Here is an 11,489-nt window from a genome sequence, read left to right on the forward strand (position 1 = left end):
TGGGCACGCCGTAGAAAAAAACAAACGAGACGACCCGACAAAGCTCGGGCACGTCCCGTTTTAGTGTTCGCGGTCAGACGGCTCGCTCACACTCGGTGTGATCTCTAACCCCCATTTTGGCGGTTACAGTGACCGACTCGACTCGAGTAGCCTCTCTAACCTCCATTTTGGCGGTTACAGCAGATGGCTTCCGCTCCTCTCGCCCCAAGCCGCAGGCCGCAACCGCAGTTGTCCCAGCAGATGCAATCCGCAGGCTGCAACCCGTAAGTTGCAACCCGCAGCCTCGGCCACGCGCGATCAAGCCTTCGCCGGCTGAGGTTCGGCCGCGAACCATTGCGTGTGGAACACGCCCGGCTTGTCGGTGCGCTCGTACGTGTGGGCGCCGAAATAATCCCGCTGCGCCTGAAGCAGATTCGCCGGCAGCCGCTCCGAGCGGTAGCTGTCGTAGTAGGCGACCGCGGCGGCGAAGGCCGGAACCGGCACGCCGCTCGCCACGGCGGCCGCGACCACTTGGCGCAGCGACGCTTGGTAGCGGTCCAGCACGTCCTTGAAGTACGGGTCCAGCAGCAGGTTCGGAAGCGCTCCGTCCCGGTCGTACGCGTCCTTGATGTTCTGCAGGAAGCGGGCGCGGATGATGCAGCCGCCGCGGAAGATCATCGCGATGTTGCCGTAATTGAGGTTCCAGCCGTACGCGTCGGAGGCGGCCTTCATCTGGGCGAAGCCTTGCGCGTACGAGATGATCTTGCTGGCGTACAGCGCCTGACGGATCGCTTCGGCGAACTGCGCGCGGTCGCCGGCGAACGGCGACGGCGACGGGCCGGACAGCTCGCGGCTCGCCCGCGTCCGCTCGTCCTTCATCGCCGACAGGAAGCGGGCGAAGACGGACTCCGTAATGACGGACAGCGGCATGCCGAGGTCGAGCGCGTTCTGGCTCGTCCACTTGCCCGTGCCCTTTTGCCCGGCCTTGTCCAACACCACATCGACGAGCGGCGCTCCCGTATCCGGGTCGAGCTTCGAGAAGATGTCGGCCGTAATCTCGATCAGATAGCTGTCGAGCTCGCCGCGGTTCCATTCGGAGAACGTCTCGTGAAGCTCCTCGGCGCCCATTCCGAGCACGCGCTTCAACAGGTCGTAAGCTTCGCAGATGAGCTGCATGTCGCCGTACTCGATGCCGTTGTGCACCATTTTGACGTAATGGCCCGAGCCTTGAGGACCGATGTACGTGCAGCACGGGTCGCCGTTCACCTTCGCGGAGATGGCCTCGAGGATCGGCCGCACCAGCTCGTACGCTTCCGGTTGGCCCCCCGGCATGACCGCGGGCCCCTTCAAGGCTCCTTCCTCGCCCCCGGAGACGCCCGCCCCGATGAACAGAATGCCGTCCTTCTCAAGCGAAGCGCTCCGGCGCGCCGTATCTTCGAAGTAGGCGTTGCCGCCGTCGATAATCAGATCGCCGGGAGCCAGCAGCGGCCGCAGCTGCTCGATCGTCGCGTCCGTCGCTTGGCCCGCTTGAACCATGATCAGGATTTTGCGCGGCGTCTCCAGAGACTCCACGAACGACTCCAGGCTGTACGTGCCGACGACGTTCCGGCCCGCCGACTCGTTCAGCATGTCCGTCACCTTCTCCGGCGAACGGTTGTAGACCGCGACGGAATACCCTCTGCTCTCGATGTTGAACGCCAGGTTTTTCCCCATGACCGCAAGGCCGATGACGCCGATTTGTTGTTTGCTCATTTTTCCATATCCATCCTCTCTGATTATCGATTGCTTAGGTCAATGCTCGTACGCGACGGATATCGTCTCGCCTGCGGGGGAGACGCCGACCGCCGGATTCGCTTCCGCCGTCTCGAACCAGACGTGTCCGTCTTCCGCGAGCAGATGATCCGCCGCGGCCGGTCCGTTCGAGCCCGCCGGATAGGTATGCAGCGGCGCGAGACGGTTCGCGAACGCGTCGAGAATCGGCTGCACCCACTTCCACGACAGCTCGATCTCTTCCCATTTGGCGAAGAACGTAGGGTCGCCGAGAAGAGCGTCGCGCAGCAGAAGCTCGTATGCTTCGGGCTCCTCTTCCCCTCGGTTCGCCGGTTGCAGCGACAGCGGCTGAAGCTCCCCGTCCAGTCCGCTCAGGTTCAAACGGAAGTCGAGGCTCGGATTCGGCTGGATGTTGACGATCAGATAATTGCGCGCGGGCGCTTCCGGGAGGCGGCTCTCCAGAGGATTCTTGAACACGACGACGATCTTCGTGGCCTTCTCCTTCATTCGTTTGCCGGTCCGGATGTAGAACGGAACCCCTCTCCAGATCGGATCGTCGAGCATAAGCCGAGCCGCGAAGTAAGTGTCCGTGGCCGAGCCCGGATCGACGCCGGGTTCCTGGAGATACCCGGGAACGGTGCGGCCCGCGACGGAGCCCGCCGTATATTGCGCGCGAACGACGTGGTTGGCGGCCTCGTCCCTGTTCACCGGGTAAACCGATTCCATGACTTGGCGCTTGTCGTACCCTTCGGCCCGTCTCGCGATCATCATGAGCAGCTGCAGCATATGGTTCTGGAACATATCCCGCAGCGCTCCCGCCCGGTCGTAATAGCCGGCCCGCTCCTCGACGCCGACCGTCTCGCTCGCCGTAATCTGCACGTTGGCCACGTAGCGGTTGTTCAGAACCGCCTTCAGCACGGGATTCGAGGCGATCAAGGACTGCAGATTCTGCACCATCGGCTTGCCGAGATAGTGGTCGATATAGTAGACGTCTTCGGGCGGAAAAGAAACGTGAAGCGCCGCGCTCAGCGCGCGGGCCGAAGCGAGATCGTGCCCGAACGGCTTCTCGATGACGAGGCGGGTCCATCCGCCTCCGTCGGCCAGTCCGCTCTGCCGGATGCGCGCGGCGATCGGCCCGAAGTGCTCGGGCGCGACGGATAGATAGAACAGCCGGTTGCCCGTCAGGCCGAGCTCCTCCTCCCGCTGCTCCAGCAATGAGCGCAAGCGCTCGTAGCCTTGCGGATCGCCCGCGTCCATCGCGTGATATTGAATGCAGGCCGCGAATTCGGCCATGGCGGCGGCGTTCGCTCCCTCCCTGCGGGAGAAGCGGCCGAGCGACTCCTTCACGTGCTGGCGGAACAGCTCGTCGTTGAACGGCTTGCGCCCGAGCGCGACGATCGCGAACCGCTCCGGCAGCTTCCCGTCTAGGAACAAGTTGTACAGCGCCGGGAAAATCTTGCGCTTCGCCAAATCCCCGGTACCGCCGAACAATACGAACGCGGACGGTTGCATCGCGATTCCTCCTATCCTTCTCTTGGTTTTGGAAGTCGAGATCTGACAGGCTGCGGTAAACAGTAAAAGCCCGTCCCAATAACGTTGGGAACGGGCTCCGATGCCTTGTTCGCGGCACGACGTTGTGCCGATGCGATTCAGTTCTTTTTTAGGATAATGAAATCCTCTATCGACGTCAAGATAGATGACGCCATGTTACCTATAAAGATGTTTGATAGCCGACCCCTAGTAAACTTATGGCTTCCGCGTCATGTTAGTTCACGCGAATCGCGGACACGCACGCAACGTCGCCCAACGTCGCCCTTATCTGGCCGGCAGCAGCGGACGAAGAGCTTCCGCCCAATGCCGGTACCCGCGTTCGGTCAGGTGGCAGTAGTCCGGCGCCGTCTCCGAAGAGAGCGTGCCGTCCGGTTCGAGCAATCGCGGCCCGATATCGACGAACGCGTAGCCGCGCTCCTCGGCCAGCTTCGCGTACCGTTCGTTGATCTCGCGGATGAGGACGCGCCGCGGATGGTCCGGCTCCTTCTCGCGCGGGAACACGGCCATGACGACGATTCTCGCGTTCGGGACCTTGGCTTCGACCCGGTCGCAGATCGCCCGCAGCCCTTCCGCGATCTCGTCGGCGTCGTTCGCGCGGGCGTTCTCGGTCTCGCTCGTGTTGTTCGTTCCGATCAGGATGACGACGACTTCGGGCTTCAAGCCGTCCAGCTGTCCGTGATCGAGCCGCCAGAGCACGTTCTGCGTCCGGTCCCAGCCGAACCCCATGTTCAGCACCCGATAAGGGGCGAAGACGGAGTTCCAGGCGATCCTCTCTCCGTGAACGTTGTCCGACCACGGTTCTCCTCCCCAGAAATGCGTAATGGAATCGCCGATCAGGACGACCTCCGGGTCGAGCTCTTTCTGGATTCTCAATACCTGCTCGTGTCTCTCCCACCAGTCGTAGCTGTCTTCCTCCAGCTTGGAGACGGGGATAACCGCCGTATTGACGGCGTCGCTTGGCTTCGTCATGAGGATGCTCCTTCTCTCGCTAGCATAGTCTCGTCTATGACTCGATGCTTACTAGATTAACATAGACCCGTCGGGCGCGAAAAGGAGGTTGCGGCGGGTGCGCCGCGGCTTCGCCTACGAGGCGAAGGAATGGCCGTCGGGCGGAGCGGCGCCCGCCGCAGGCGCCTGACCCCCGTCCGCGAACTGCCGCAGCAGCTCGTTGGCGAGCTCCTTCAGGCGGAGGAGCTCGCCGACGACGCGGGCGAATTCGTCCGACTGGTTCCGGCAGACGTCCAGCAGGCGCTCGACGGAAGCGGCGCTCTCTTCGGTCGCCGCGGAGAGTAGGGACATCTCCTCGCCCATTCCCCGCGAGCGTTCCTCGATGACGGAGACGGATTCGCGCAATGCCGCGACCACGCCGACCGTCTCCGACACCGCCAGATCCATCCGGTCCAGACCGGTCACCGCCGATTCCGCGAGTTCGACCGAACGCGCGGCCGCCTGCTTGCCCGCTTCGATCCGGGAGACGGATTCCAGGCTCTCCCGCTCGATGGTCGCCGCCCTGTCCGCGATCTCGTCGGCCGCGCGGGCGGCATGGTCCGCGAGCTTGCGGATCTCGCCCGCCACGATCCCGAAGCCGCGCCCCTCTTCGCCGGCCCGGGCCGCTTCGATGGACGCGTTCAGGGAGAGCAGCGCGGTCTGGCTCGCCACCTCCCGGATCGCGTCCGTCATGCCGGCGATCAGGCGCGACGATTCGTACAGCCGCCGCATCGACTCCTCCGCGGCGTCGATCGTTCCGGCGGCCGTCCGGATCTGCCCGAACAGAGGCTCGAGATTGTCCCGGTTGTGCCGCACCGCGGCTTCCGACTCGGCCGACTTCGCGTCCAGCTCCGAGAAGGATTCGGCGCTCAGACGGATCATCCGGTTAATCTCCCGAAGGTCGCCGTCCAGCCGGCGAAGGGATTCGCTGCGCTCCTCCAGGCCCGCCGCCTCCTGGCGGAAGGAATCGAGCATCTCCCGGTTGGAGGCGGCGTACGCTTCGGATTGTCCCGCGACCGCCTCCGACACGCCTTCGAGATCCCCGGACAGCCCGCGAATCGTCTCGAGAAGCAACTCGGCGTGCTCTTCCTCGGCCCGCTTCGCGGCTTCGAGCTCCCGGGTGATTCGACGCTTGGACACAATCTGCAGGCTGGTCGCCCCCGAGGTGAGAACGAGGAACGCCGCGTGCACGACCAGCATGGTGAAGGAGTACCGGTGCACGCCGAAGACGAGCTCGGGAACGAACAGGAAGCCGGCTACATGCTGCACGGCGAAGAGAGCCGTCATCCCGCCGATCAGCTTGACGTTCTCGTAATAGGCCGCGGCCGCCACGACCATGAAGATCGAGAAGTGGAATTCGACCCTCCCGCCTCCGCCGGCGATCGTCGAGATGCTGGCCAAGGTCATCGCCAGCACGACCAAGGGGGGAACGAACCGATGGTCCTCCCTCCCCCGGAAGAAGAGCCAGGCGGCGGCCCAAGCGAGCGGCGGCGCCGCCAGCAGCGCGTTCAGCGCGAAGGCGGAAGCGGCCGCTCCGGCTTCCATGCCGCCCCCGTGCATGGAGTCGCCGAAGATATTCCAGACTCGGTGAAGCAAGTGAACGGCGACGTTGAGAGCGAGCGTATAGAAAGACAGACGAAGCATGAGCTTGTTTTTCCGTTGGATCAAGGTTCTAACCCCGCTTGTTCGTAGTTGTCCGGTCCCTCGGAGACGGTCCTCCGGCGAGCCCAATCGGCTCGACATGATTCGATCATATTCAACCGGACTGGACAAATTCTGAACAAGGGGGCTCTCCCGCGGCGTGCGGCCGTACTGAATCGGGTCTGCCTTGGGCGTCGGGAGTCGGGTAACGAATCCAAGAGATGCTAATTCGCTCCGGAGGCCCGTTGTCCCCCTCGATGGCGTTAAATAAGGTCGTCCGGGTTCGACAGATTTTCCAAAAACGGCTTTGAAGCCAAATAGCGGCTCCAGGATTCTTTAGAGTCTGCCCCCCATAACCATTGCTTCTTATCCCCCGCGATGTTCCCGAAGAGAATCACCGTGATAGCCGTCCGAATCCAACGATTCCGGAACAAATTCCGCTGGACGAAGGCCTATATGTCGGTTTTTTTCGGGAGGCGTCCGGCTTTTTCGGGCCGCCCCGCCCGCTTCCCGCACCGCTAAGCCATCGTCCAAAAAAATCCGACGAAGGACAAAAAAAGCGGCGCTTAACGCGCTTTTTGAAACCCCTTACACTGAGGGCCATAGGGATCCGGAGCCCTGAACGCAACAGCTAGCTCGCCCGCTTCGCCGTGCTCATCCATGATCGCGTCTATCCCGAACCGGCCAACGCCGACGGGGGTCATCGGCCGGACGCTCGTGCCGGCCGCCACAAACAGAAGGAGGCTATCATTCATGGCTCAATCGCGCAACAAACTCATTTACGCCGTCGCCGGCGCCCTGCTGACCGCGTCCGTGCTGTCGGCCTGCGGAAGCAACAACGACAATTCCGGCTCTTCGCCGGAAGCGAGCGCGGACTCCTCTTCGCCCGCCGCGTCCGCATCCTCTTCCGCTTCCGCGTCGCCTTCCGCAAGCGCCTCGTCCGAGCGGTACGAGAAGCCGGTCACGCTGAAGCTGCTCATCGACAACCAGACGTCCACCGCCGGCATCCAGGCGGTCGCCGACGAGATCGAGAAGCGCTACAACATCAAGACCGAGTTCGACCTGCGCCCCGGCGGCGGCGAAGGCGACAACCTCGTCAAGACGAAGCTCGCCACCGGCGAGATGGACGATCTGAACTTCTACAACGCCGGCTCCCTGTTCAAGGCGCTGCAGCCCGAGAAGTACTTCCTCGACCTCTCGAACGAACCGTTCATGCAGAACGTCCTGGATTCGTTCAAGCCGACGGTCAGCGTCGACGGCAGGATCTACGCCGCGCCGAGCGGCTCGTCCCAAGCCGGCGCTTGGCTGTACAACAAGAAGGTCTACGCCGAGCTCGGCCTCTCCGTGCCGAAGACGTGGGAAGAGCTCAAGGCGAACAACGAGAAGATCAAGGCGGCCGGCAAGACGGCGGTCATCGGCTCCTACAAGGACAGCTGGACGTCCCAGCTCGTTCTGCTCGCCGACTACTACAACGTTCAGGCCGACGCGCCGACGTTCGCCGACGACTTCACGAACAACAAGGCGAAGTTCGCCTCGACCCCGGCCGCGCTCAAGGGCTTCCAGAAGCTCGCCGAGCTGAAGCCGTACATGAACAAGGACTACCTGTCCACCACGTACGACCAGGCGCTCAAGATGCTCGTCGACGGAACCGGCGTCCACTACCCGATGCTCACGTTCGCCCTGTCGAACATCTTCGCCACGTACCCGGACAAGATCGACGACATCGGCGTGTTCGCCCAGCCGGGAGACAGCGCCGACAAGAACGGCCTGACCGTCTGGATGCCGGCCGCGATCTCGATTTACAAGGACGGCAAGAACGTCGAAGCCGCCAAGAAGTGGGTCAACTTCTTCGCCTCCGCCGAAGCGATGAAGATCATGGCCACGAAGGCGAAGCCGGAGGGTCCGTACGTCGTCAAGGGCGCCGAGCTGCCGGAAGACGCCTATGCCGGCGTCAAGGAGATGGTGCCGTACTTCGACGAAGGCAAGACCGCTCCGGCCCTCGAGTTCCTGTCTCCGCTCAAGGGACCGAACCTGCCGCAGATCACGGTCGAAGCCGGCGCGGGCATGAAGTCTCCGGAAGACAGCGCGAAGGCGTATGACAAGGACGTCGAGAAGCAAGCGAAGCAGCTCGGAATCGCGGGCTGGTAAGAAGTATCAAGAGAACGGTCGGTCGGCCCTGCTTCCTATAGGCGGGGCCGATCGCTTAACCGGACGGAGGAGAGACGATCGGCATGACCAAATCGGCCCGAAAACTGTACACCTACTGGTTCCTGTTGCCCGCCGGCCTCGTCTATTTCGCGCTGTTCCTGCTGCCGACGATCATGTCCTTTTTCTTCAGCATGACGCGCTGGGACCTCGTCGATTGGGAATTCATCGGCTTCGACAACTACGCGACGTTCTTCTCCGAATCGTCGCTTAACATCGGATTTCGCAACACGCTCGTCTTCGCCGTCGTCACCTGCGGCCTGAAGGTCGTCTTCGGCCTCCTGCTCGGAGTCGCCTTGACGTCGGGTCTTCGGATCAAGGGCTACCTGCGGTCCGTCGTCTTCTTCCCGACGCTGCTCTCCACGATCGCCGTCGGCATCGCGTTCAGCACGATGATGCATCCGACGCAAGGGCTGATCAACAAGACGCTGGCGCTCGCAGGCATCGCGGGTCCCGACTGGCTGGGCGACACGAGCATCGCGCTGCTGTCCGTCGCTCTCGTCGACGTCTGGAAGGGCGTCGGCATGGCTACCGTCATTTTCATCGCCGGCATTATGTCCATCCCCGAGGATTACTACGAGGCGCTTCAGATCGACGGCGGCAACGCCTGGGACAAGTTCAAGCACATCACGATTCCGCTGACCGCTCCGGCCATGAATTCCGTCATCATCCTGGCGTTCATCGGAGGCCTCCGCTCGTTCGATCTCGTCTGGGCGATGACGAAGGGCGGCCCCGGCTTCAGCACCGACCTGATCGCTTCGATCATCTACAAGCAATACCAGGGCGGCTTCTACGGCCTGTCCACCGCCGGCAACGTCATCCTGTTCGTCGGCGTCTCGCTGCTCGCCTTCCCGCTGCTGAAGCTTCTGAACAAGAGAGAGGTAGACCTATGAGCAAGGGTTGGAATAGAACGCTATTGGAGGCGCTGGCCTTCCTGCTGTCCGTCGTCGTCTTCTGGGTTCCGTTCTACTTCGTCATTATCAATTCGTTCAAGGACCGGACCGAATCGTCGCTGCTGAACATCGATTGGCCGAGCCGGTTCCATATTCTCGAAAATTACAAGGAAGTGCTCGCCGCCCAGGACTACATGATGGTTCGCGCCTTCTTCAACAGCACCGTCATCACGCTGCTGTCCATCGCCGTCCTCGTCGTCGTCTGCGCGATGACCGGGTACGTGCTTCAGCGCCGTACGGATCGCTGGTCCGGCCCGATCCACTTCCTCGTCATGGCGGGGCTGATGATTCCTCCGGCCGTCGTCCCGACGATCTGGGTGCTCGATTCGATCCGCCTGTTCAAAACGATGACGGGCATCGTGCTCGTCGAGGTCGCCCTCGGCATCTCGTTCGCCGTCATCCTGTACAAGAGCTTCATGGCGACCATTCCGCGCAAGATCGACGAAGCGGCCGTCGTCGACGGCTGCGGCAGCTACCGGATGTTTTTCCAGATGGTGTTCCCGCTGCTCATGCCCGTCACGTCCACCGTCGTCGTGCTGTCCTCGGTCGGCATCTACAACGACTTCGTCAACCCGCTCTACTTCTTCCCCGGGGCGAAGAACGCGACGATCCAGCTGACGCTCTACAACTTCACGAGCATGTACAACACGTCGTGGAACCTGCTGTTCGCCGACATCATGCTGATCTCGCTGCCGCCTCTCGTCCTGTTCATCTTCTTCAACAAAAAAATCGTCGCCGGAATGACCGCGGGAGCGGTCAAAGGCTGATCGCGAGGAGCCTAAGATCATGACTATGCAAACGACAACGAACCCCGGCCTCGTCGCCGCCGCCGAGCGCCAGATCCCTACGCTGCATACGACGCGCATAGAGCCCGTCCGGCTCGTGGAGGCGGTCGCAGACGAATCCGCCTTTCAAGGCTGGCGCGTCCGCGAAGTCTCTTCCCTCGCGGAATGGCGCTCCTCCGCCTACGGCAAAGGAGAATCCTTCGCGCTCGACTTCGGCGACCATCAGGTCGGCTATGTCTCGCTGTCCGTGAGACACGTCGGAAGCCCGCCGGACGCTCCGCTTAAGCTTCGGCTCGCGTTCGGCGAGATGCCGTGCGAGATCGCGGAGAGCTTCGCCGAGTACGAGGGCTGGCTGAGCAGCTCCTGGCTGCAGGAGGAGACGCTGTTCGTCGACGTGCTTCCCGCCGAGATCCGGCTGCCTAGGCGTTACAGCTTTCGTTTTTTGCGGATCGAGGTCGTGGATGCGTCTCCCAAGTACAAAGCCGCGTTCGACGCCGTCGTCTGCGAAGCCGTCTCGTCCGCCGACAGGAGCGCAGTCGAATCGCTCCCGCCTTCGGTGCCGGACGACCTGCGCCGGATGGACCGCGTCGCGATCAAGACGCTGCAGGATTGCATGCAGACGGTGTTCGAGGACGGGCCGAAGCGCGACCGCCGGCTGTGGATCGGGGATTTGCGGCTCCAGGCTCAGGCGAACTACGTTACGTTCCGCAACTACGAGCTCGTTCGCCGCTGCCTGTATCTGTTCGCCGGGATGCGTCTGGAGGACGGCGCCGTCGGAGCCTGCGTCTTCGAGAAGCCCGAGCCTCACGTCGACGATACGCGGCTATACGATTACTCGCTTTTCTTCATCGCGACGTTGCGCGATTACTTCAAGGCGTCGGGGGACCGCGCCACGCTGGAGGAGCTGTGGCCGATCGCGATGGAGCAGGTCCGCATTGGCTTGCGGCGCCTTGACGAGCGGGATATCGTCCGGGACGAGGAGAGCTGGTACTGCTTCATCGACTGGCATCCCGAGCTGAATAAGCAGGCGCCGGCCCAGGCGGTGCTTATCTATTGCCTTCGGCGGGGGCTGGAGCTCGCGCGGGAGCTCGGCTTGGCGGGCGACGAGGCCGATATCGCCGCGGGGATCGAACGCGCGACGAAGGCCGCGCTCATGCATCTGCGCGACGAGGCGAGCGGCTGGTTCGTCAGCGGCGCCGGCCGGCAAGTGAGCTGGGCGACGCAGGTGTGGATGGCGCTGGCCGAGGTGCTGCCGGCCGCCGAAGGGGCCGCGCTGCTGCGGAAGCTGCTGGCCGAGAAGCCGGCCGTCGGCATGACGACGCCGTACATGCACCATCACCTCGTCGAAGCGCTGTTCATGCACGGGATGGCGGAAGAAGCCGTCGCGCACATGCGGACCTATTGGGGCGGCATGCTTGAGGACGGCGCCGACACGTTCTGGGAGATCTACAATCCCGATGACAAGAAGCTGTCCCCGTACGGCAGCAACCTGATCAACAGCTACTGCCACGCCTGGAGCTGCACTCCGACCTACTTCATTCGCACATACGGATGGGAGAAGCTCTCGAACGCGGGGGAGGCGGCTCTGTAACCGCCGAAATGGCGGTTGCAGGGACCT

Annotated in this window: 8 protein-coding genes; 4 read left to right on the forward strand and 4 right to left on the reverse strand. The window is 62.9% G+C overall.

The annotated features are described in order from the left end of the window. Nucleotides 1–297: 297 nt before the first annotated feature. The 4 genes from gnd to H7B90_RS31955 form a co-directional block, all read right to left on the reverse strand. A complete protein-coding gene (gene gnd, locus H7B90_RS31940) occupies nt 298–1,731 on the reverse strand; it encodes an NADP-dependent phosphogluconate dehydrogenase (RefSeq protein WP_185139952.1) in 1,434 nt (477 codons plus the stop codon). A 39-nt stretch (nt 1,732–1,770) separates the two neighbouring features. Further along, nucleotides 1,771–3,261, reverse strand: coding sequence for a glucose-6-phosphate dehydrogenase (zwf, locus tag H7B90_RS31945; RefSeq protein WP_185139953.1), 1,491 nt, complete (start codon nt 3,259–3,261; stop codon nt 1,771–1,773). Nucleotides 3,262–3,564: 303 nt separating this feature from the next. After that, a complete protein-coding gene (locus H7B90_RS31950) occupies nt 3,565–4,269 on the reverse strand; it encodes a GDSL-type esterase/lipase family protein (RefSeq protein ID WP_185139954.1) in 705 nt (234 codons plus the stop codon). Nucleotides 4,270–4,383: 114 nt separating this feature from the next. Continuing rightward, entirely contained in the window at nt 4,384–5,931 is a 1,548-nt protein-coding gene (locus tag H7B90_RS31955; protein ID WP_185139955.1) for a methyl-accepting chemotaxis protein, read from the reverse strand. Between the two features lie 750 nt (nt 5,932–6,681). On the opposite strand from H7B90_RS31955, the gene H7B90_RS31960 reads away from it, so the two are divergent. From H7B90_RS31960 to H7B90_RS31975, 4 genes are all read left to right on the forward strand, one after another. Then, nucleotides 6,682–8,076, forward strand: coding sequence for an ABC transporter substrate-binding protein (locus H7B90_RS31960; RefSeq protein WP_185139956.1), 1,395 nt, complete (start codon nt 6,682–6,684; stop codon nt 8,074–8,076). Between the two features lie 83 nt (nt 8,077–8,159). Beyond that, complete coding sequence (locus tag H7B90_RS31965) at nt 8,160–9,026, forward strand: carbohydrate ABC transporter permease (RefSeq protein ID WP_185139957.1); 867 nt, start codon at nt 8,160–8,162, stop codon at nt 9,024–9,026. Then, a complete protein-coding gene (locus tag H7B90_RS31970) occupies nt 9,023–9,853 on the forward strand; it encodes a carbohydrate ABC transporter permease (RefSeq protein ID WP_185139958.1) in 831 nt (276 codons plus the stop codon). The genes H7B90_RS31965 and H7B90_RS31970 overlap by 4 nt, the downstream gene beginning before the upstream one ends. 19 nt (nt 9,854–9,872) lie before the next feature. Further along, nucleotides 9,873–11,462, forward strand: coding sequence for an alpha-L-rhamnosidase-related protein (locus H7B90_RS31975; RefSeq protein WP_260411379.1), 1,590 nt, complete (start codon nt 9,873–9,875; stop codon nt 11,460–11,462). Nucleotides 11,463–11,489 lie beyond the last annotated feature (27 nt).

This window comes from Cohnella xylanilytica (assembly GCF_014212175.1).
GTDB lineage: Bacteria > Bacillota > Bacilli > Paenibacillales > Paenibacillaceae > Cohnella > Cohnella xylanilytica.